This is a genomic window from Sphingomonas sp. CFBP 13706 (genome assembly GCF_014842355.1).
Taxonomy (GTDB): domain Bacteria; phylum Pseudomonadota; class Alphaproteobacteria; order Sphingomonadales; family Sphingomonadaceae; genus Sphingomonas; species Sphingomonas aerolata.
The window spans coordinates 73,959-94,747 of record NZ_JACYVM010000013.1; the positions used below are offsets into that span (position 1 = coordinate 73,959).

Here is a 20,789-nt window from a genome sequence, read left to right on the forward strand (position 1 = left end):
CGCCCGGCTCGCGTACTTCGCCGATCGGTACGCTACCAGCAGCTATAGCCGCCATCGGCGAGCACGATGCTGCCGGTCATCAGACTGGCCGCGTCCGAGGCGAGAAAGGCGACGATCGCCGCGACTTCTTCAGGTTCCCCCAGGCGCCCCTGCGGCGTACCGTCGATCCAGCGCTTGTACATCTCCCCCTCGCGGTCCGCGAAGCCGTTGAGGACGGTGTTGATATAGGTCGGCGCGACGGCGTTCACGCGCACACCGCGCGGCGCCCATTCGGCCGCGAGGCTCTTGGTGAGCTGATGCACCGCGGCTTTCGATGCGTTGTAATAGCTTTGCGGTTGCGGCCGGTTGACGATGAAGCCGCTCATCGAACCGACATTAACGATCGCTCCCTTCCCCGCCGCCAGCATGTGCCGTCCAAAGGCGCGTGCACACCAGAAGGTGCCGTTGAGATTGACGTCGAGCACGTTCAGCCAATGCTCGTCGGCGACGTCCTCAGCGGCGGTCTCGCTCCGCGCGATGCCGGCATTGTTGACGAGAATGTCGATCGCCCCGAGCTGATCGGCCAGAGCGGTGACCTGTGCAGAGTTCGTCACGTCCACCACATGGCCGTCGACCGCATGGCCCTTGTCCGCAAGCGCAGCTCGCCCCGCCGCGATCGCCGTCGCATCGCGGTCGACTAACGTCACGTGCGCGCCCATTTCGGCTAACGCCCCGGCACAGGCGAGACCGATCCCCGCCGCGCCACCCGTCACGACGGCACGGCGGCCGGTAAGCTTTAGTCGTTCGAGATACATGACCGGTCCTTCACGGCAGATAGGGTGCGGCGGGCATGGCGGGCTCATGCCGCGCCTCCTGCCGGACCAGCGAATAGACCTGTCGAGTTTCTGCATCGAACTCGACCCAAGGCAGGCTGCCATCTGTTGCGAAGCGGATCCACAGCGCGTGCATCCGGTTGGCGAGGTCTTGCGGCGGGTTGGGTCCGCACAAGCCCTGCTCGCCGGTTGCGGTCGCCAGCGTATCGAACACGAACGGCAACTCCATCCCGTGCGACGCACCGAGTTGGCCGCTGAACATCGGCGAACGCCAGTCGAACTCGTACATGTACGTGCGCCCTTGGTGCGCCTCGGCAAACCTGCGTGCGGGCCAGCGAAAGACGAGGTCGTTCATCGCGTCGGTCAGCGCCTGGCCGGGCTTCCTGCCCTTCGCCCCGATACCATATGCCTTCAATACCTTGCGGGCATGCGGTTGCGACTTGTGGAGGACATAGGTGGCCAGCAACCGTCCGATCTTGTCGCGCACGCCGGTCGGGACGAGGTACAGGTTCATCTCTTCCGCGTTGGTGCCGATCAGCAGGTCGACTTGCGCGCCCGCACCGTTCGCTAGCGCATCGAGCGGACGCTGCGGCAGCACGTCGTCGCCGTGGACGGGCACGAAGCGGCTGATTCCGAACACTGGTTCGTGCCCGCCCTCGTCGCGCAGATCGATCCGTGCGGTCGGCGCGGATACCGCCTCTACCGCGTCGATCAGCGCATCGTACGGTACGCTGCCAAAACCACTGACGTCGGGAGTGATCTTCAGGACCTTCGCCAGCTTCTTCACTAGACGCTGCATCACCGGCACCGAGCGCGTCATCCCGCCATGCCCGCTCTGAACGATCGCGCGCCGGAACAATCCCCTTGAGAGCGGGGATGCCATCAGGTCGGCGATCGCCATCGCGCCGGCGGATTCGCCGAACACCGTGACGTTGCCCGGATCGCCGCCGAACTGGGTTATGCCATCCCGTACCCACGTCAACGCCGCGATCATGTCGCGGAGGCCGAGGTTGGTCGGCACGCCCGGGATCGGCAGGAAGCCGTCCACCCCCATCCGATAGTTGATCGCGACGCAGATCACGCCGTCGCGCGCGAAGGTGCCGCCGTCCTGCACGGGTGCATCCTTGCTGCCGATCACGAAGCCGCCGCCGTGGATGAACACCATCACCGGCAAGCCGGTCCGGTCGTCATCGGGACGCCAGATATTCGCCGTCAGATATTCATCGCCCGACACCCAGCCTTTGCCGATCAGCGGTACAATATCGAGGCCGGGAAATGCCCTGGTCCGCTGCGGCGCGTTGGGTCCAGCCGTCGTCGCGTCGCGCACCCCGGACCACGGCGTGACCGGTTGTGGCGGCGCGAACCGGTTCGCACCCACCGGCGCCGCGGCGTAAGGCACGCCGAGGAACCGTAGAACACCGCCCGTGGCCCCTCCCTGCACGATACCGTCGGCGGTCGAGACCATAGGTTCGCTCACGATATTCTCTCCTTCGGATCCGCAGCAGCGGTCGGAGGCAAAGGTAGCAGCCGCGAGGCGCCAGTCTCGAACTCAGGCTATGCCAATCGTTGTTTTGATCGTGCCGTACGGCGGGCCAGCACCCGCCCGCGTTACCAGGCTCCAGTTCCAGTCGCCCCCTGCCGGTATTCGGCGATGCGCCGTCGGGTCGCCGGGGACGTAGTTTCAGGCAGGTCGTCCACCGGAAACCAGTCAGCCTGTTCGATCTCTTGCAGATCAGCACGACCCAGGATTCTGCTTGCTGCCGTTCGCACGATAAAGATCACGATATGATCGTCCTTGCTCTCTCGGCGACTGTGATAGACGCCCAGCACCCGCTCGATCACCGGGTCGGCAATCCCCACTTACTCGGCAAGCTCCCGCACAAGCGCGGCGGCGATACTTTCGCACTTTTTCACGCCGCCGCCCGGAAGATACCATTGATCGACATAGGTATGCCGCACCAACGCGACCCTCTCGTCCGGATCCAGCAACACAGCGCGGACACCGATCGTGCGCGGCCGGCTGATCCGCCAGACCAGCCTTGCTACCCTGCCGACCATCCGATGATATATCCCCACGCGCTCGTTTCCCTGCCTGTAGTCGACGCTTCGCGGTGATACTCTAGAACAGGGCCGTACGCTCCAAATGCCTTCGGTGCGCATAGTCATGCAGCGGCCTTGCACAGTAATTGGTTTCGTCGCCTGCCCCTAATGCGCGCAGACTGCGACAGCTATCCTGATATCCGGATCACGGGGACGACGCGTCGGGAATACGTCTGCTCGCCGTGCTTGCCATCCCGGACATCGGCGAGGGGCCAAGACGTGGGAGAGTGATGGTGAATCACGGTGCGCAGCTGTTTGCGATCAAGACGCGGGCACGACCATGAGGCAGCTTCACCGGGCGAACAATGTTGCTGACCTGCGCCTGATGGCACGCAAACGGCTGCCACGACCGATCTTCGACTATATTGACGGTGGCGCCGACGACGAAGTGTCGCTGCGCCGAAACGTCACCGCATTTTCAAACTACGAGCTGGTGCCGGACATACTGAACGACGTCTCTGCAGTCCGCACCGGCACGAAGCTGTTCGGACAACCATCGCGCTGGCCACTGATGCTGGCGCCGACGGGGCTCACCCGTATGTTCCACTGCGATGCCGAACTGGCCGTCGCTCGCGCTGCTGCGCGTCACGGCATAGTGTACAGTCTGTCGACAATGGGAACGACGCGGCTGGAAGACCTTGCCCAGGCATTCGCCGGACCGAAGGTTTTCCAGATCTATATCTTCAAGGACCGCGGTCTGACCGCAGAGTTCGTCGCGCGTTGCCGGGATGCAGGCTTTCACGGGCTGGCGCTGACCGTCGACACGCCGGTCGCCGGCAACCGCGAGCGAGACAGGCGCAGCGGACTGTCCCTGCCGCCCAAGCTGACGCTGAAGTCGTTGCTGAGTTTCGCGCGTCATCCGTCATGGTCGCTGCCTGCGCTGACAGGGTCCAAATTCGATCTTGCGAACGTGAGCCACAGGATCGACGCGCTCGCGTCGGGGCCGATGAGCCTGTTCGATTATATCGGCGGCCAGTTCGATCGGTCGGTCGGTTGGCGCGACGTCGAATGGCTCGCACGTGAGTGGAACGGGCCGCTCGCGATCAAGGGCGTGATGACTCCCAAGGACGCGCGGCGTTCGATCGCGTCGGGCGCGACCGGCGTGATGGTATCGAACCACGGCGGACGCCAGCTCGATGGAGCGCCCGCCCCGATCGACCAGATCGCAGCGGTACGCGACGCGGTTGGCGGTGGGCCGGACGTCATTTGCGACGGCGGCATCCGACGCGGCTCGGACGTCGCGAAGGCGTTGGCGCTCGGGGCAACCGCCTGTTCGATCGGGCGCCCCTATCTGTACGGCCTCGCAGCCGGTGGAGAAGCAGGCGTCGATCGCGCTCTGACGTTGTTGACAGAAGAGTTCGAGCGCACGTTGACGCTCGCCGGCGTGAACGATGCAGGAGCCCTGTCACGTGGCCATGTTCGGACTCGGGAAAACCGGCGTGATATGGCGTAGCTCTCGACTTGAATGAGAGCGCCATGTTCGCTTGCGCTACTGGGGAGACTCAACGATGCGTGTGTATCCGACGCCTGCCGCCTTGGCCGGATCTGATCTGTTTCCGCATAACTATACTCGAGAGACCAGCCTAACGCCTTGATGTAACCAACCAAAATTCGGTCTCTTGCTCCAATTTGCTCCCAAATCAGATTCGCCCCCAAGACCGGCCGTTCCGACGGCTTTCAGCGTCTCGCAACTCCGGACGCTCGTTCATATCCGTCACACGACTACGCGATAATCTCGGCTTTAGGTCTTTGCCGCCGTTCCTCCTCGGCTGGCGGGAGGATTGACAAGGTGAATGTCGATCGATCCTAGGTGCCGATAGACGATCCGGGGGACCATCCATGAAGACGATTTTTGCGACCTGCACCGCCACGCTGGCGTTGCTCGCCGGCCCCGCGATTGCACAGACCAAGGCGCCAGCGGTGACCCGGTACGAGATCGCTTTCCCCAACGCGGTCCATCACGAGGCACAGGTGACCGTCACCTGGCGCGACCTCGGACCGGCCCCCTTGCGTGTCCAGATGTCGCGCTCCTCGCCCGGCCGCTACGCGATCCACGAATTCGCCAAGAACGTCTATTCGCTCGCCGCCAAGGATGGCCGCGGTCGCGCGCTCGCGATGACGCGGACCGACCCCTATGGCTGGACGATTCCCGGGCACGACGGGACGGTAAGCGTCACCTACACGCTGTTCGGCGATCACGGAGACGGCACATATGCGCAGATCGACGCAACCCACGCGCATCTCAATATGCCCGCGACCTTTTTGTGGGCGGTCGGGCAGGACGCGCGCCCGATCAGCGTCCGGTTCGTGCCCTTCGACGCCAAGTGGAAGGTCGCGACCCAGCTCCAGCCGACGGGCGACCCCTACACCTTCGCCGCGCCCAACTTCCAATATTTCATGGACAGCCCAACCGAGCTGTCCAATTTCGATTTGCGCGAATGGCAGGTCGGAGAGGGATCGACGCGCGCCACGATCCGGCTCGCGGTCCATCAGGACGGCTCGCCCGCCGACCTCGATCGCTTCGCCGCGACCGCCAAAAAGGTCGTCGCGCAGCACATCGCGATGTGGGGCGAACACCCCGCCTACGACTTCGGCACCTACACCTTCATTGCCGACTATATACCGCAGATCAGCGGCGACGGCATGGAGCATCGCAACTCGACGATCATATCGCAGCCGCGTTCGTTCACCGCGGCGAATTTTGCGCAGATCGACACACTCAGCCATGAATTCTTCCACAGCTGGAACGTCGAGCGCATCCGCCCTGCCGAGCTCGAACCGTTCGACTTCACCCGCGCCAACCCGACCCCGTCGCTCTGGCTTGCGGAAGGGTTCACCCAATATTACGGGCCGCTGATGATCCGCCGAGCGGGGGAATCCGCGACCGACGCGTATCTGCGCGGGGTCGGCTCTACCGTCAACGCGCTAACCACTGGCACCGCACGCCGTTACGGCGGTCCGCAGGAAATGAGCCTGCGGGCGCCGTTCGTCGATGCGGCAAAGTCGATCGACGCGACGAACCCCAACATGTTCGTGTCCTACTACACCTATGGCGCCGGCCTCGCGCTCGCCCTCGACCTGACATTGCGCCAGCGTTACCCGGGCATCACGCTCGACACGTTTATGCGCCACCTATGGCAGACCTTCGGCAAGCCCGAGCGCCCCTATACCCGCGCCGACCTGTCGCGCGCGCTGGGCGAGGTAACCAAGGATCCCGCCTTCGCGGACGCCTTCTTCAGGACCTCGGTCGATGCCGAGGCGCTTCCCGACTATGCTCCCCTGCTCGACCAGGCGGGTCTGAAGCTCCGTCCCGCCAACCCGACCGCCGCGTGGCTCGGCAACGTCCGCCTCAAGACTACCGGCACCGACGTCCGCATCGACGGCGCGCCCGCCCCCGATACTCCGCTCTACCGCGCCGGCCTCGACAACGGCGACCAGATCGTCAGCCTAGGCGGGACGGTGATCACCAGCGATGCTGACGCGGCTGCGGCGCTTGGCCGTTACAAACCCGGCCAGACCGCCGACATCACCTACCGCCAACGCGGCCTCGACCGCCGCGCCACGCTGACCTTCCTCGCCGACCCCACCGTCGAGGTGGTCCGCTACGAAACCGCAGGGGTTAAACCAACCGCCCAACAACTCGCGTTTCGCGCCGCGTGGCTCGGGCCGGATGCAGTGGCCAATTAGGCAGGGTCGACACTCAGGGTTTCAAATGCGCTGAAGGCTGATCCTTGGGTGTCCATGGGGATCGGCAGGGCATACATTTGAGCCAGGACAAAAAGATCATAGTCAGACGACGACAGAGGCGACGACGGAGCAGAAAACTGTCGGGCTGCTTAGAGACCGCGAAGACCCAGTTGCGGGCGTTCGCGGGCTCGTTTCGGCTTCTCAACTTCGGCCGCTCGTTCATGTCGCAAAAGCGCCGATCCGAGCGGCTTGGTTTGGGGACATTCCTGCCGATTGCAGTGATAACCCGAACGACAGCTCTATGCAGAAGCCGACGTTCAGGCGCAGTCTTCGTTGGAAACGATGCCACTGATCAAATCATCGAGGCGGTTCAGCCGCTCGTTCCATTCCTGACGGTGATAGTCGATCCAATCCTGCAACGGCGCGAGCCCGGCAGGATCGAATTGACAGGTGCGCACCCGTCCAAGCTTGGTCGAGCGGGCGAGCTTGGCTTCCTCAAGCACGGCGAGGTGCTGGCCTATTGCCGTCTTGCTGATCGCCAGTACCGCAGCAAGTTCCGAAACGCTCGCGGGCCGCTCCGCAAGATGACTCACCATGCGACGGCGATTGGCGTCACCCAGCGCATGAAACAGAAGGTCGACCCTCGACGAACGGACAGACTCTACGGCAGGCTGCATCATGCGGGCTGCAGTTCCGAAGCCATCGTGTCGAGCAGGAAGTCCCACCCCATCCGGCGCATTGCTGGGCCGTCGGCGCCTTCGAAATAGACCGCCTGGTGCGTCAGCAAGACCTCGCTCTTGTCGTCGAGCGGCGAAATTTCCACGGTGACCACGGCAGCAGACACGCGGGCCTGATCGACGTCGAGCGTTTGGAAGAACACGATCCGCGCGTTATCGACGATCTCAGCATAGGTTGAGGTCCAGCACAGCTCCCTTCCCGCGATCGGAGTGCCTGGCAGCATCCTGGCGGTGAGCTTCTCCTCACCGCCCGGACGAAAGTCGAAGCTGTAGGAGAGCGGCTCGTGTCCGGGACTGGCGGCGTACCACCTGCTCTTGCGGTCCTGAAAAGCGAAGGCGCCAAAAATCGCGGGCGGAGCGGCATCGCAGATTTTGCGGATTTTGAAGGTATCGTGTGTGATGGTCATCGACTCGCCCCTCAGTGAAGCTTTGACTTCACTAACTTTCAGGAGCCTTTTGGTCAAGTCTGTACTTCACTATTGCGCCCGCGACTGTTGGATCGGCGATGGCCACGGGAGGACCGAGGCGTCACCGGCACCGATGGTTGTCACGCACCGTTCAGGCGGGCAGGCCTTTTTCGCGATCACGATCGCTGTCGATGCGCGATTATAGCGGTCGAGCCACCCAGCGGCGCGCCATCAACTCAGGTCGTGGAGGTCCTTGCCCAACGGGGCTGTGATGCTCAGGTCTGAAAAACGCACGTCCAGTCCGGCACGTTCGGGCGTGCAGGCCATCGGTCCAACCTGATAGGCGGGGGCGATCGGAAAGGGTGCCAGTCTGACCAAAGGCCACGTCTTGCCGTCTGCTGAGACCTGCAACCGCAGGACGCCCTTGGCGACCGTCGCGCGCATCCAGAAATCCTGCGCGTCATGCTCATAGGGGCCGGTCGCCCAGTCGGACTTGCCATCGGTCAGCACGCTGCTCAGCATCGCGCGCCCGTCGGACAGTTCGATCCCAGCCTTGACCCAGCGCCCTTCGTCGACCCGCACCATGATGCCGGCCTGATCGTAGAGTTTCTGATACTGGCCGCGAATGCGCAATTGGGCGGTGAACGCGGCAGGCGCGGTGAAGCCGAGGAAATGACCGCTGTCACGGGTGAAGCCGTAATGCGTCTCGCGCCAGAAATCGCTGCCCTTGTCGGTGACGAGCGTCAGGTCTCCGCCGGGTGCGGCCTTCCAGGCCTTAGGCGCATTCAGCCAGCGACCGTCACGGCGCCCAAGCGCCGAGATTGCCGAGCCCTGCGCGGTCGTGACGCCGGCATTTCCCGCGATCGCAAGCGCTGCGGCACCACCGATTACCGTCCGCCTGCTCACCTGGTCCTCCATCATAACCGCTACCTTCCAATCACCCTCGATATTATGTACATATGTACACATGCCGAGATCGAGGTAAAGAGGCGATGACCCAACAGTCCCGGCGCAACGATCCGACACGGCGGCAGCGCATCGTCGATGCGACGCTAGGAGTCATTGCCGATCTTGGAACCGCGGCAACGACTCATCGCCGCATCGCCGAGGCGGCGCAGGTGCCGCTCGGCTCGGTCACCTATTATTTTGCGACGCTGGAGGACCTGCTCACGGCCGCCTTCCTGCAACTGGCGGCGGACTCCTCCACTGCCTTCCGCGCGCGCCTGGAGTCCGCGACGGACCGCGCAGAGGCGTGTACGGCAGTCATCGACATCATCGCCAACCAGGTCTGGGCGGAACCGCGCACCCTGTTGTTGAGCTACGAACTCTACGCCTTCGCGGCCCGGCACCCACCGGTCAGCGCGGTCATGCAACATTGGATGGACAGCAGCCGAGGCGCCCTGGGCCGCTTCTTCGACCCGCTCACGGCGCGCGCGCTCGACGCGCTGATCGAGGGTATCGGCATCCACAATTCGATCGATCGCGCCCCCCTAGAGCGCGATGCGATCAGGACCATCGTCGAGCGGATTGCCGGGTGTTAGCCGGTCCGATCGATCAGGGTACCCCAGCGCAAATGGCGCGACGGTCAGGGTCAAGCCCATGCGTAAGGTATTACTGCCGCATGACCGCAATCGATGCCCCTTTCATGCGCGCGCCGCTTCGAGCTAAGGCGCGGCGCGCAGGAGAGTATTTATGAAAACAGCGCCGGTCGCCCTTCTCTACCAAGCGCTTCCACCACCGCTGATCGACGGACTGCGAAAGGACGCGAAGCCGGGCGGATATTCAGATGGCGGCGCCGACATTGCTTTCGCCTTGCGGAGTGCGGGCGTGAACGTTGTCACACCCGCCCCCGCGCCAGACGCTAATAAAGCTCGCGCGCCGCGTCGGTCCGGCGCTGTTCGTTCCAGAACACCCCGTTGGTCCAGGCGGACACGAGGAAGCTCGCGACGCCGCTCGCAGGTGCGCTATCGCCATAGGATTGGCGGAGCAGCATGTCGCGGTCGCCGAGGGCGCGCATGAGCGCCACCGCGCTCCGCCGCCGCTGGACGCTCCCGTCATAGCGATCCAGGGCGACCTGCGTGATCGTGGCGGGCAGATCGACCAGCAGCAGCGCGACCATGCCCAACGCGACACCGCCGACAGCGATTCGGCCGCCGCAGTCGCGCGATGCCGCCGTTTCACCCGTCCAACGAACCGCAAAAACTAGTCCCGCGAGCGGGGCGAACGGCAACAAGCCAATACCGACGAGAATGATCGCGATGAACGCGAAGGGCAGCATCGGCAGAAACAGGAGACTATAGCTCGCCGCGACCGCGATACTCACGCCGCCGACGATCACCAACCACACAGGCGCCGTATCCTCCGTCCGCAGTGCGCGCCAGAGCAGAAAGTTGACGATCGGTACCAGGGAGATGAGGACGACATGGCCGATCGTCGGCACCGGATCGAAGAACGCACCGGCACAGATCCCCGTCACCAGTTCGATCAGGATCACGATGGCGGGAAAGATACTAGCGACGACAAGTGCGCCTATGCCCGGGCGGGAATGGTCGGGATACGACATGGCGAATGGCTCCTTCGGGAGCCGTTTGCCGCAACGATGCCGAGCCGAGATGATGACTCTGTGAAGACTTTCGGGAAAAGATGTGCAGGAACGGTGCAGACGCGGAGTTAGGTAGCGACTTGAGTGAGGCCCCCCCGATCTGACCTGGGTATGATAGCAAGGCAGGAGCGTTTCGCGGGACCGCCGCCATTGCGAGATGGCCACTACTGCCGCACTTAACCAACTCAACTTACGCCATTTGTTCATCACAAAGGTAAGTCCGCCGCGCACAGAAAGCCGCAGTCCTGCGCTCTAGGGTGCTGCGTGGATTGCACATTTCTGCAGGTCCTGGGCCGACCTCTTGTCGTCTTGCGGCACCCGCTTTCGGCGCCTCGGCAATAAATAAGAGTGCCTCAAGACTTTTTAGGCAGCGGTCGCAGTTTTTATCAATCACCGCGCGGTCCGAACTACGGTTGGCTTACGGCGCTGAGCTTGTCGAGGCGGCGTCGGCCGACCAGTAGTCCGCCCTCCAACCTAGCACAGAGCGCGGCGTAATAATCGGCGAGGAAGCCGTCGTCGTCACGATCGTCGGGGAGCCCCGCCTTGCGCCGGATCGCCGCCGCGACGGTGATCCGGGCAAGATCGTCGCCGCCACGGATCACGTCTTCCAGCGCCTGCAATTCGTAGATGCCGTACAGCGCCAGCGCCGCTTCGGAAAAGACGTGTCGCGGCCGATCGCCGGCCGATGCAAGATCGGCCGCCAGCGTGCGGACGGCGGTCTGCACCACCCAGGTTCCCGCGACCAGATCCCCGATCCGCAACCGGTCGCGGTTGAACAGCGGGAAGAACAGGAAGATGCCGCTCCACAACAACGCGAAGATCGTCAGGAACGCATCCGCGGTTCCCATCGCCGCGTGCGCGCCGAGGAACGAGAGCGGCAGGAACACCTCGATCTCGCGCATCGCGTTGCGCGCGAGCACGGCGCCCGCGGTCAGCCGCGCGCCATCACGCGCGACTACGCGCAGCTTCATCACGCGCTTGCCCGGGGTCGCGCCGCGCCCACCCATCTCGAACAGGACGAACCAGCCGTTGCGCAACACGAATGCGCCGATCAGCCACAGGATCTCGGCGATATCCGCGCGGGTGGCGTGATCCAGTGCGGACAAGGCGAACGTCACGGCGATCAGCACGAGCAGCATCAGGAGCATGTCGATCAGGAACGCCGCAGCGCGCGTCCCCGCCCCGCCCAGTTCCAGCTGCAGGTCGACACCTTCGGGCGTGACGAAGCTGCGGCGCCGGGCCACGGGTGCCTTAGTCTGCCGAGCGGTGCGCATGACGCCTCCCCATGCCGCAATAATAGATCAGCCACGCAGCGAGCATCGCCGCGCCGATCCCCGCGCGCGCGCCGTCGCCGGTCACCACCTGACGACCGACGCCCTCCAACACCGCTGCGATCGCGAGCATCAGCACCACGCCCGCCGTGGCGATCGCGGCGGTGCGGCCGGCGGCGACCACCGCCTCCATCCGTTCCTGCCCGCCGGGAAACGCGATGGCGGTGCCGATGCGCATCCCGGCCGCGCCCGCGATCATGACCGCGAACAATTCGGTCGTGCCGTGGATCGCCAGCCAGGCCAAGAAGTTCGGACCCAGCCCCTTGGCCGCGAACACCGCGACCATCGCGCCGAGCATCAGCCCGTTGTAGAAGATCAGCAGCGCGGTCGGCACGACGAAGGCGAAACCGAGCGCGAAGGCGAAGATCGCGATTTGGGCGTTATGGCCGAACAGGAAGCTCGCGAACAGGCCCAGCCCGTCGTCCTTGCTCTGGTACAGCGTCGCACGCAGCGCTGCCACCGACGCGCTCGGATCGCGCCCGCCCGCCATCCCGGGGGGGACGAGGCTTGCGAACCAGGTCGGATCGGCCCGGACCAGCATATAGGCCGCGACCGCGCCCGCGACCGTCAGGAACGCCATGACCAGAGTCTCGCACCACAGCGCGGCGACCGCAGTCGGCCATCCCCTGGTGAAGAAGCGCCCGAGATCCCGCCAAGCCGAGTCCGACACGCCGTAGAGCTGGAAGTAGGCGCGCGCGCACAATTGCTCGAGATAGGCGACCAGCGCGCGGTCGAGCGACATCTCGCGCGCGACCGACAGCGACGACAGCGTGGACCGGTACAGCAGCGGCAGCGCCAGCAGGTCATCGTCGGACAGCACGCGGACCGAGCGCTTCTCGATCCGGCCGAGCAGCGACTCCAGTCGCGTCCAGTCCTGTTCGTGCGCGGCGCGGAAGCGGCTGGCGTTGAGCAGCGGCGGTGCGATATCGACGAACGCGCTCACAACAGGCTCCTCCGCTTGAGATCGACATAGCCTTCGACCAGCCGTTCGGCGACCTGGTCGTACGGACTCTCGATCACATGGACGCCCAGGCGGCGCAGGCGCAGCAGCACCAGCCGCCGGTCGCGCAGCAACGCCGCGGCGGTCACCGCGCGGGTCACGTCGGCGGGCTGTTTGGGCGCGCGATCGACGATCGTCTCCAGTTCGTCGTCGCGCAGGACGACGATCAGCATGAGATGCGTCTTGAGCAGCCGCGCGACCGCCTGCACCATGAAGTCGGCGGAGATTGGATCGGTGAATTCGGTGAACAGCACGATCATCGACCGCCGCGTCAGCCGCGCCGCCAGCGTGGTCAGCGCAAAGGTATAGTTGGTCTCGTCGCCGCTGTAGTCGATGCGCGCGGCAAGATGCTGGAGTTCGCCCAGCGCCCCCGCCCCGCCGATGAAGCCGCTAGCGATACGCGGGCGCGAATCGAACGCGTGCAGCGCGACGCGGTCGCCAATCTTCAAGGCGAGCCACCCGGTCAACAGCGCCGCCGAGACCGCGCGATCGAGACGCGGGATACCGCCGACGGGTTCCGACATCTGCCGACCGGAATCGATCGCGAAGACGATCTGGCTGTTACGTTCGGTCCGGTATTCCTTGGCATAGAGCTTCCTGTGCCGGGCGGACTGTTTCCAGTCGATCGCACGCCGGTCCACACCCGATCGGAACTCGACCAGCGCGTCGAAATCGGTGCCGTCGCCGCGGTCGCTTTGCGCCAGCAGGCCCTGCACCGCATGGCGATGGAACAGCTGCGCGCCCTGCCGCCGCACCGCCTCGATATCGGGCAGGATCGGCAAGCTCCGGTCCCCGTCGATCCGCGCCTGGCGCCACGCCAGACCGAGCGGCCCCGCCCAGCGCACCCATATCGTGCCGAACCGCGCCGTGCCGCGGCGCAGCGGCGTCATGGCGATCGTCCCGGCTCCCCGGCCCGCCGCCAGCGCAACGTCAAGGGGCGCGGCGTCGGCGAACGCTAGCAGCGGATCGGGCGCGAGGGCGACTTGCGCTGCACTCACGGCCCGCCGCGCCGCGATCCCGATCTCGATCGGCACGCTCAGGGCGACCCCGACCGCCGTCGATCGCGGCAGCGCCAGCACGGCACTCGCCTGCGCACGCCCCAGCACCGCATCGGCAACGACGAGCGTCAGGACGGCGAGCGGCCAGCCGAGACCCGCATACCAGGTCGCCGGAAACAGCATCGCGACCAGCAGCGTGACTGGGACTCCGATCGCCGCCGCCAGCACCGCCATGCGGGTCGGATAGATCAACGCGGGGCCTCGATCGTCTCGATGATCTGCGCGACGACATCCTCGATCGCGCGCCCGCCGATCTCCGCCGCGGGCGACAGGATCAACCGGTGGCGCAGCAACGCGGGCGCCAGCGTCTTCACGTCGTCGGGTATCACGAAATCGCGGCCGTCCAGCGCCGCGCGCGCCCGCGCGGCCCCCGCCAGCATCGCGCCCGCACGCGGCGAGGCGCCGCTTTCCAGGTCGGCCACATCGCGCGTGCCGCGGACCAGCGCGACGATATAGTCGATGACCTCGTCCACCAGCCGCACGTTCGCGACCGTCCTGACCGCTGCATCAATCGTCGCTGCGTCGGCCCGCGCCTCGATCCCCCAGTCCGCCGGCGACATCGCCGCCGACCGAGCGCCATGGTCGGCGACGATCCGCCGCTCCTCCTCCGCGGTCGGATAAGACACCGTCTGCTTGAACAGGAACCGGTCGAGCTGCGCCTCGGGCAGCGGATAGACGCCCTGCTGCTCGATCGGATTCTGCGTCGCGACGACGGTGAATCGGTCGCTCAGCGCCAGGCTCTCGCCGTCGATCGTGACGGTGCGCTCCTGCATCGCCTCTAGCAGCGCCGCCTGGGTCTTGGGCGAGGTGCGGTTGATCTCGTCCGCGAGCAGCAATTCGGTGAAGATCGGCCCTCGCGTCAGCGTGAAGGTCGACGTCTGGAAGTCGAACAGGTTCGCACCGATGATATCGCCCGGCATAAGGTCGGGAGTGAACTGGATACGACCGAACTCCAGCCCGACCGTCCTGGCGAACGCGTGGGCGAGCAACGTCTTGGCGGTACCCGGCGGCCCTTCCAGCAGGATGTGCCCGCCCGCGAACAGCGCGATCAGCAACAGGTCGATGGTCGCGTCGTGCCCGATCACGGCCTTGCCGATCTCGGCCCGGATCGCCTGCCCGAGTGCCTTAACCTCTTCTACCGTCACTGTGTCTTCTCCTGTTGCCATCGGTGCAGCGCTTGCGCGGCTGCCAGCATGTCGGTGCGATGTGTGGCGCACGCTGCGTCGGCGATCAGCGTGCTGAACCGCGTCGCGCCCCCAAGATTGTCGAGATAGCGGTCCGCGTCCTCGTCCGTCAGCCGAACGGGAACGCCGAAGATCGTCCGCGCCCGCTCGCGGATCAGCGCGGCGTAGCGCCCACCCAGCATGCCCTCGCGCCCCGCCTTGCGGACGATCATCGCGCTGTTGTCGATCAACGCGGTCTTGCCGAACGCGATCGCGCGCGGCGGCGGGCGTGCCTCGCCGAAGCGGACCAGCGCCTGCCATCCGACCAGCACTAACGCCGCGAGGATCGCCAGCGTCATCGCGAGGAACGGCGGCTCGAAGGCGAGCTTCAACGGGCTGCGCGACTGGCCGAGGCCGTTCAGCGTCACGTCGAACGCGATACCGCGCGCGCCGGTGGCATTGACGAAATCGAGCAGGTCGAGCCCCGCCCGGGCACGGTCCAGCCGGCGGATGCCGTGATTGTTTAGCAGATCGGGGTCCGCGAGAATGTACGTATTGCTGCCACGGACCTGCCCCAGCACGACCCGGCCTGCCTCGTCGGTGATCAGGGGTATCAGCGCCGCCGAGGTCATCGCCTGCAGCGGCCGCGGCGCCGACGCCGCGAGCGACGCCGGTGCCCAGCTGACGGCATGCAGCGCGCGCCCGCCGCTCGGGCGCCGCGTGACGGTCACCACCGTAGCGGGTGCAAGCACGCCGGCGGGGTCGAACGACGGCAGCACCCCGCTGACGTCCACCCAGCCGCTCGTCTCGTCGTCCGCGACTGTCACCCATTTCGGCAGCACGATCAGCGTCGCCCGGCCGCGCCGCGCCATTATGAACTTGGTCATGTCGGTCGTGCCATGCTCGGGCGTCGCGACGACCAGATCCTCGGTCTCCCAGCCTTCCTCCGCCCGCAGCACGCGGGGGCGGCGTCCGGTTGCTCGCGCCAGCTCGACGATACCGGCATAGCCGGTCGCGGCGTTGGACAACGCATGCGCACCGGCATTACGCCCGGATTTCAGGTCGGGTGCATAGGCCCCCAGAAGCAGCGACCCCGCGAACCCGATCAGGCCGATGATCAGCAGCAGCGCCACCGTCAGCGGCGCGAACACTTTGTCCGCACGGCTCGCGCCGCCGATTGTCACTGCGCTCATGCGTGCCACTGCCCCGGCAGTGCCAGGTCGGCATAGGCCGCGCGGGCGCTCTGCCAATCCGAATCCGTGACGCCGCGTCCGCCGAACAGGCTCTGCTCGACCAGCCCCGCAATGCGCGCGAACAGCGGACGGACCGCGGCCGGCAACAGCGGTGCGGACGCGAGTTCGCGGCTGGTTAGCGACGGTCGCCGCAGCGCCGGACGTCGCCGGGCGATGCCGTCGATCGAATGGAACAGCAGATAATGGATGGCCTCGGCATAGCCGCCCTCGCCCGCGAGCCGGTCCGCCTCGCGCAGCCAGGCCCGCGCCGGTGCCGCGTCGGGCACCCAATCGTCGCTCTCCGCCGCCGACGCCGGGCCGGCGGGGCGTCGTCGCGCGGGAAGCCGCCATTCGCCCGACCGGATGCGTTCGACCACCATCCAGACCACCGCCGCCGCGATTCCGGCAAGCAGGGTCCACAGCAGGATGCGGGCATAGGGGGCGTCGGGCATCAGGTTCGTCAGCCAGAGCAACAGCCGCCCGATCGGCCTGAACAGATCGACGAGCCAGCGTCCTAGCGTTTCCAGCCATGCCGGCGGCTTGGGCAGCGGCGGCGGGCGGGTCAGACCGAACTGGATCGACGGGTCCGCCCTCAGCGCGGCATGCGCCGCAGCCAGTCGATCGGCCCCCGCCGCCGGATCGTGTCCCGAAGCCCCGATGATACCCTCCCAGCGATGATACGCCGTCCCCAGACCCGACTTAGCCGGATCGGCCACCGGTGCAATCTGCCATTCGCCTCTCGCGTCTCATCCGGCATGATCCAACTGGACAGCGCGACGTTCGCTCGCCACCATCATCGACAGGGACTTGGGGGAACAACAATGGCCAGCCACACGATCGCCGAGCGGAGCCACGGAATTTCCGTGGGCAACGTGTTCGGGCGCAGCGCGAACGTCATCAAGGCCAATCCGCTGGCGACGCTCGGCACCAGCTTTGCCCTGATCGCGCTGCCGTCGCTGCTGCTCGGCCAGATCGGCCTCGGCGCAGCGGTGTTCCAAAATGTCCAGCAAGGGCAATATGCGCTGGCCGGAGTCTACGGACTCATTGTCGGCTGGCTGTGGCTGATCGCCAGCGGGGCACTGATCCAGGCGGCGGTTGCGCATGACGAGGGACGACCGGCTAACCCGCGCGAGATGCTGCAGGTCGGCGTGTTGCGGTGCCTGCCGCTGTTCGCGGTCTATGTGCTGATGCTGCTCGGCCTATGGGTCGGCACGATATTCCTCGTCGTGCCGGGTATCATGCTCGCCGTCATGTGGTCGGTAGCACTGCCCGCGATCGTCGCGGAGCGTCCGGGCGTGTTCGGCGCTTTCGGCCGCAGCCGTGCCTTGACCAAGGGCGCGCGGTGGCACGTGTTCGGAATCTTGCTGTTGGCCTTCGTCATCTACATGCTCGCCTCGATCGCGATCGGGGTCGGGAGCGTGGCAGGCTATGGCTCGCTGGGCGCCCTCACCGGCGGGGGTCAGGTCCAGATGCCGGTGCCGACCCAGCCCTCGTTCGTCGTCCAACTGCTGCAATCGATCGTCACGACCGTCGTACTGACCTGGTTCACCACGGTCGGCGCCTCGCTTTTCATCGAATTGCGCGACTGGAAGGAAGGCCCCGACGCCAATCGGCTCGCCGACATCTTCGCCTGACTTCAGCATTGCGGTGACTGTTTGCGAACGAAGACCCAGAACCAGACGTTCACGCCCCTTCCCTCGCATCCCAACTTCAGACGCTGGTTCATCTTTGCGAATGACCAATTTTGAAGCCCGGCTATCCACTGCCGAATGTCGTGATGGGGAAGTAAGTCCTTCGATCCGATAGTTAAGGTAGCACCTATGCGCTCACCCGCATCGTCGCTACCCCCGTACCCACGAGCAGGAAAATTCTAGGAGCGTGTGATGCGTCATCATACTTTATTGGCGGCGATCGCAGTTACCATGTTAAGTTCTACCTCAGGCTCAGCGAGCCCGGCGCAAGCTGTGGTTTCGGGCATCTATGAACTGGACACTGCGCAGAGTGAAAACGCTTTCAAAGTGATCGATAGCGCTACCGCCACCATTTCCGACGACAAGCGCCCTCGTGTTCGGATGAGGCTCCGCAAGTCCATTGCGGTGAATAGGATTAGAATTTCCACTGCAGGAGGTCGAGTCGGCCTCGCCTATGATGCCAAAACACCTATCGTAGTTTGGATAGGCGGAGATCCGATCACGTGGAAGCTCATCCCGGAGCTTGTTTTCGATGTATCGGTAAAAGCTGATGGTGGAACCGTCGCTCTGACATTCCGCGGCGACGACAGCGAGCGAACCTCAGAATACCATAGTGTCGGCCAGGATTTAGTGGAGAATTCCACCATTATCATTCCACTGCTTTCTACGCCGATCGTTTATAAGCAGGTCTTTAAAAAGACGAGCTGACCTGATCTACTAACAGACCTATGACAAGAAGCCGTTGAACAGTCTTCATCGCATAGATGCGGATGCCGGTTGAGATGGTCTGCCTAGCCTCTACTTCTCGGCGCGCCACGACTATGATCGAACGGCAGCAAATGGATGATTACCCCTGCCCTACGGCTTCCTGCCAGACCCAGTCCCGGTCAGTCACAGGTCAATCGCCCCTTCATGAAACCGGACGTTCGTTCATCGGCGATAAGTGGGCGCCCAGAACCCGAGTTACCCAGTTTGAAATACTCGCGCTCCAGCCGCGCAGGCGAAAGGTACTTTATGGCAGCGAATTCATGCAACTTGAGGTTACGCCGCAGGTTCAGCGGTGATGACCATGTTCGACAATCAGATTGCTATCGTCACCGGCGGTGAATCCGGCATTGGCGCGGCCTGCGCCAAGTTGTTGGGCGACGCCGGGGCCCGCGTTGTGATCACCTATTTGAAGGATACCGCCGCGGCGCAGGCGGTCTGCGCCTCGATCGGTGGGTCCAACCACGCGATCGCGGTGCAAGTTGATGTCAGTGACGAAGCCGCGGTCGAACGACTGTTCGAGGAGGCCGAAAAAACGTTCGGCACGGTCAGCCTTCTGGTCAATTCGGCCGGCTTGAACATGAGCGGCGTTATGCTCGTCAACATGGAACTTACGCAGTTCGACCGGGTCATCCGTTCCGATCTCTATGGCCCGTTCCTCACCTGCCGACGCATGGTGCGCGCGCTCGAGGCAAAGAACGCCAAGGGGCGGATCGTCAACATATCGTCGATTCACGAACGCGCGCCGCGACCGGGCGGCGTCGATTACGACTCAGCCAAGGGTGGCCTGTCGCAGTTGACGGCCACGCTTGCACTAGAGCTCGCGCCGAAGGGCATTGCGGTGAATGGCGTCGCGCCTGGGATGATCCTTACGCCGATGGATCAATCCGCACTGGATCATCCGGACGAGCTGGCGGCGAAAGAGGCGGCAATCCCTTGGAAGCGCGCCGGTCGGCCCGATGAGGTCGCGGCGCTGGTCGCTTTCCTGCTGTCGCCGGCCGCGGACTATATCACCGGCACCACGGTAACGATCGACGGCGGGCTGTCATTGACTGTGGCGCAAGGCGCATGACGATCGCCTATGCGGTCGAGCAGCTCGACACGGTAACTATCTCCGCTACGTCTGTGATCGACGGCATGGACATGATGAGCCCGTTCGTCTGGAGGGAAGGCAATCTCTACCGGATCATGGTTCGCGGCGTGCCGCATCCGCTCGGGCCCAGCGATCCGACCGGTATCATTGCGCGCGGAGAGAGCCGCGACGGGCTGGCCTTCACTATGGATCCGGGGCTCGCAATCACACCCGGGCCGGGTGCTGAGGACATGGGCGGATGCGAGGATCCAACCGTGCTCGTGGCCGGCGACGAATATCTCGTCTATTATACTGGCGTGGACGCTGCGCGCGCGCAGGGATGCATGATTTTAGCTGCGGGGCCCGACCTGACCGCGCTGGTCAAGGAAGATCTGGTGCTGAAGGCACCACCCGGCGAAGGCAATATCAAGGAAGCGACGCTCGCACAGACTGCGACCGGAGATTGGCGCCTGTTTTACGAATATGCGGCCAAGGGCGCGTCGCGGATCGGCGTGGCGGGCGGGCCGACCCCGAAGGGTCCTTGGACTGTCCTCCCCGATCCGTTCGGCATCCGCGAGGACAGCTGGGACAATTGGCATCTGTCGACCGGGCCTATCTGGCAGGCGGCGGGGCAAGATCCGGTGATGTTTTACAACGGCGCGACGCACGACGCGCGCTGGCGGATCGGCTGGATCAGCTTCAGTACGGATTTCGCGCGGGTGACGGGGCGTGGGCTCGAGCCGCTGCTCGTGCCGCCACCAGCGCTGACCCGCGAGGCCACCGACATCGCGTTTGCCGCGTCGAGCGTGGCGGAGGGCGACCGGATCGCGCTGTACTACTCGCTGGAAGACCGGATGCTACGGCGGGCGTTAATCAGGCGATATGGCGGTTAAAAAATTGGAAGCGGTAAATGTAGATTGCGACTCTGCGTCGTCTGCAATGACCCAGAAGCAGTCGTTGAACGCCCCCTACGCGCTTCTCGACTTCCGAACATTCATTCATGTCGATCTCCGCAGTAGCAGAAGCCAGGCCGAGCGATGAGGGCCGCTGATGGCTTGAATGAGCCGTCCGGCTTTGGGCGATTGTGTTGAAAAAGTCGGGCTTGCAGTAGTGTCGGCGGTCTGATTCAATC

The 20,789-nt window shown here is 64.8% G+C and carries 22 protein-coding genes; 7 read left to right on the forward strand and 15 right to left on the reverse strand.

All coding sequences use genetic code 11. The annotated features are described in order from the left end of the window. Window positions 1-32 precede the first annotated feature (32 nt). The 4 genes from IFS44_RS17825 to IFS44_RS22380 all read right to left on the reverse strand — a co-directional run bounded on the left by IFS44_RS17825 (window position 33) and on the right by IFS44_RS22380 (window position 2,888). Window positions 33-794: an SDR family NAD(P)-dependent oxidoreductase gene (locus IFS44_RS17825; RefSeq protein ID WP_192099465.1), complete on the reverse strand. Its 762-nt coding sequence runs from the start codon at window positions 792-794 to the stop codon at window positions 33-35. Window positions 795-804: 10 nt separating this feature from the next. Next, complete coding sequence (locus IFS44_RS17830; protein WP_342366478.1) at window positions 805-2,289, reverse strand: carboxylesterase/lipase family protein; 1,485 nt, start codon at window positions 2,287-2,289, stop codon at window positions 805-807. Between the two features lie 131 nt (window positions 2,290-2,420). Further along, the gene (locus IFS44_RS22375) at window positions 2,421-2,672 is read right to left on the reverse strand and encodes a hypothetical protein (protein WP_244650411.1); all 252 of its coding nucleotides are present in this window, start codon (window positions 2,670-2,672) and stop codon (window positions 2,421-2,423) included. Beyond that, complete coding sequence (locus IFS44_RS22380) at window positions 2,673-2,888, reverse strand: NUDIX domain-containing protein (RefSeq protein WP_342366479.1); 216 nt, start codon at window positions 2,886-2,888, stop codon at window positions 2,673-2,675. A gap of 349 nt (window positions 2,889-3,237) precedes the next feature. Here IFS44_RS22380 and IFS44_RS17840 point away from each other — a divergent pair, with 349 nt between their 5' ends. Then, window positions 3,238-4,365: an alpha-hydroxy acid oxidase gene (locus tag IFS44_RS17840; RefSeq protein ID WP_244650412.1), complete on the forward strand. Its 1,128-nt coding sequence runs from the start codon at window positions 3,238-3,240 to the stop codon at window positions 4,363-4,365. A 386-nt stretch (window positions 4,366-4,751) separates the two neighbouring features. Next, window positions 4,752-6,599 carry a M61 family metallopeptidase gene (locus tag IFS44_RS17845; protein ID WP_192099467.1) on the forward strand — a complete coding sequence of 616 codons (1,848 nt, stop codon included), beginning with the start codon at window positions 4,752-4,754 and terminating at the stop codon, window positions 6,597-6,599. Between the two features lie 317 nt (window positions 6,600-6,916). Here the strand turns inward: IFS44_RS17845 and IFS44_RS17850 are convergent, their stop codons facing one another. From IFS44_RS17850 to IFS44_RS17860, 3 genes are all read right to left on the reverse strand, one after another. Continuing rightward, the gene (locus IFS44_RS17850; RefSeq protein WP_197975290.1) at window positions 6,917-7,279 is read right to left on the reverse strand and encodes an ArsR/SmtB family transcription factor; all 363 of its coding nucleotides are present in this window, start codon (window positions 7,277-7,279) and stop codon (window positions 6,917-6,919) included. After that, on the reverse strand, window positions 7,276-7,743 hold the full coding sequence (locus IFS44_RS17855; RefSeq protein ID WP_159511769.1) for an SRPBCC domain-containing protein: 468 nt from the start codon (window positions 7,741-7,743) through the stop codon (window positions 7,276-7,278). Before IFS44_RS17855 ends, IFS44_RS17850 begins: the two co-directional genes overlap by 4 nt. A gap of 231 nt (window positions 7,744-7,974) precedes the next feature. Beyond that, on the reverse strand, window positions 7,975-8,649 hold the full coding sequence (locus IFS44_RS17860; RefSeq protein ID WP_197977937.1) for a DUF1349 domain-containing protein: 675 nt from the start codon (window positions 8,647-8,649) through the stop codon (window positions 7,975-7,977). Between the two features lie 86 nt (window positions 8,650-8,735). On the opposite strand from IFS44_RS17860, the gene IFS44_RS17865 reads away from it, so the two are divergent. Beyond that, window positions 8,736-9,284, forward strand: coding sequence for a TetR/AcrR family transcriptional regulator (locus tag IFS44_RS17865; RefSeq protein WP_192099468.1), 549 nt, complete (start codon window positions 8,736-8,738; stop codon window positions 9,282-9,284). A gap of 320 nt (window positions 9,285-9,604) precedes the next feature. On the opposite strand, the gene IFS44_RS17870 is transcribed toward IFS44_RS17865, so the two are convergent. The 7 genes from IFS44_RS17870 to IFS44_RS17900 all read right to left on the reverse strand — a co-directional run bounded on the left by IFS44_RS17870 (window position 9,605) and on the right by IFS44_RS17900 (window position 16,845). Then, entirely contained in the window at window positions 9,605-10,306 is a 702-nt protein-coding gene (locus tag IFS44_RS17870; protein WP_192099469.1) for a hypothetical protein, read from the reverse strand. Window positions 10,307-10,752: 446 nt separating this feature from the next. After that, entirely contained in the window at window positions 10,753-11,619 is an 867-nt protein-coding gene (locus IFS44_RS17875; RefSeq protein WP_192099470.1) for an RDD family protein, read from the reverse strand. Beyond that, window positions 11,597-12,619: a stage II sporulation protein M gene (locus tag IFS44_RS17880; RefSeq protein WP_192099471.1), complete on the reverse strand. Its 1,023-nt coding sequence runs from the start codon at window positions 12,617-12,619 to the stop codon at window positions 11,597-11,599. Before IFS44_RS17880 ends, IFS44_RS17875 begins: the two co-directional genes overlap by 23 nt. After that, on the reverse strand, window positions 12,616-13,926 hold the full coding sequence (locus tag IFS44_RS17885) for a DUF58 domain-containing protein (protein WP_192099472.1): 1,311 nt from the start codon (window positions 13,924-13,926) through the stop codon (window positions 12,616-12,618). The genes IFS44_RS17880 and IFS44_RS17885 overlap by 4 nt, the downstream gene beginning before the upstream one ends. Continuing rightward, window positions 13,923-14,879, reverse strand: coding sequence for an AAA family ATPase (locus IFS44_RS17890; RefSeq protein ID WP_192099473.1), 957 nt, complete (start codon window positions 14,877-14,879; stop codon window positions 13,923-13,925). The genes IFS44_RS17885 and IFS44_RS17890 overlap by 4 nt, the downstream gene beginning before the upstream one ends. Next, on the reverse strand, window positions 14,876-16,090 hold the full coding sequence (locus IFS44_RS17895) for a hypothetical protein (RefSeq protein WP_192099474.1): 1,215 nt from the start codon (window positions 16,088-16,090) through the stop codon (window positions 14,876-14,878). Before IFS44_RS17895 ends, IFS44_RS17890 begins: the two co-directional genes overlap by 4 nt. Next, window positions 16,087-16,845, reverse strand: coding sequence for a DUF4129 domain-containing protein (locus IFS44_RS17900; RefSeq protein ID WP_342366480.1), 759 nt, complete (start codon window positions 16,843-16,845; stop codon window positions 16,087-16,089). Before IFS44_RS17900 ends, IFS44_RS17895 begins: the two co-directional genes overlap by 4 nt. 105 nt (window positions 16,846-16,950) lie before the next feature. Between IFS44_RS17900 and IFS44_RS17905 the strand changes: the two genes are divergently transcribed. The 4 genes from IFS44_RS17905 to IFS44_RS17920 all read left to right on the forward strand — a co-directional run bounded on the left by IFS44_RS17905 (window position 16,951) and on the right by IFS44_RS17920 (window position 20,550). Beyond that, window positions 16,951-17,763 (forward strand): hypothetical protein, encoded by an 813-nt coding sequence (locus IFS44_RS17905; RefSeq protein ID WP_183936662.1) that lies wholly within the window; start codon window positions 16,951-16,953, stop codon window positions 17,761-17,763. A gap of 249 nt (window positions 17,764-18,012) precedes the next feature. Beyond that, window positions 18,013-18,528: a hypothetical protein gene (locus IFS44_RS17910; RefSeq protein ID WP_156360308.1), complete on the forward strand. Its 516-nt coding sequence runs from the start codon at window positions 18,013-18,015 to the stop codon at window positions 18,526-18,528. Between the two features lie 361 nt (window positions 18,529-18,889). After that, window positions 18,890-19,657 carry an SDR family NAD(P)-dependent oxidoreductase gene (locus IFS44_RS17915; RefSeq protein WP_192099485.1) on the forward strand — a complete coding sequence of 256 codons (768 nt, stop codon included), beginning with the start codon at window positions 18,890-18,892 and terminating at the stop codon, window positions 19,655-19,657. After that, a complete protein-coding gene (locus IFS44_RS17920) occupies window positions 19,654-20,550 on the forward strand; it encodes a glycosidase (RefSeq protein WP_192099475.1) in 897 nt (298 codons plus the stop codon). The genes IFS44_RS17915 and IFS44_RS17920 overlap by 4 nt, the downstream gene beginning before the upstream one ends. Here the strand turns inward: IFS44_RS17920 and IFS44_RS21930 are convergent. After that, a partial coding sequence (locus tag IFS44_RS21930; RefSeq protein WP_206757864.1) for a hypothetical protein occupies window positions 20,531-20,789 on the reverse strand: 259 nt, incomplete at its 5' end. The genes IFS44_RS17920 and IFS44_RS21930 overlap by 20 nt on opposite strands.